Source organism: Vibrio genomosp. F10 str. 9ZD137, from assembly GCF_049974785.1.
Taxonomy (GTDB): domain Bacteria; phylum Pseudomonadota; class Gammaproteobacteria; order Enterobacterales; family Vibrionaceae; genus Vibrio.
In genome coordinates this window covers 1-592 of the sequence record NZ_JBNGCJ010001048.1, presented here as the reverse complement: position 1 = coordinate 592, position 592 = coordinate 1, and the positions used below count along the sequence as shown (strand labels likewise).

Below are 592 nucleotides of genomic sequence, written 5' to 3'. Positions count from 1 at the left end.
TTGAACGGTACCTAGAATTTCTACACGCTTGATCGAATCAATACCAAGGTCCGCTTCCATATCCATTGCTAGATCAAGCATCTCTGTTGGGTAGCCAGTTTTTTCAGCAACCACTTCTAGCATCGTTTTCTGTACTGTCTCGGCACTTAAACCGTCAGTAACAGCTACTTCAGCTGGAGAAGCCACTGCTGAAACTGGAACTGCTGAAAGCTTGCTGTTCATATAAGAAACGATTTCACCCAGTGTACGACACTCTGCTAAATCTTCTGGGTTTAGCTCTGGTAAGTTAGGCAGTTGATCTTGAACCGTACCAAGGATTTCTACTCGTTTAATCGAGTCGATACCAAGATCTGCTTCCATATCCATTGCAAGGTCTAGCATTTCTGCTGGGTAACCTGTTTTATCGGCAACCACTTCAAGCATTGTCTTTTGAACAGTCGCTGCGTTAAGTCCATCTGTTGATGCTACCTGAACTGACTGAGTCGCAATCTGAGGTGCAGCAACAGATACAGTCGCTAGTTTGCTATTCATGTAATCGACAATTTCACCAAGAGTGCGACACTCAGCAAGATCTTCAGGGTTAAGCTCTGGC

At 44.6% G+C, this 592-nt stretch carries 1 protein-coding gene; it reads right to left on the bottom strand.

Features of this window, described 5'->3' with window-relative positions:
• A partial coding sequence (locus tag ACP45E_RS22205) for a phosphopantetheine-binding protein (RefSeq protein ID WP_141707494.1) occupies nt 1–592 on the bottom strand: 592 nt, incomplete at both ends.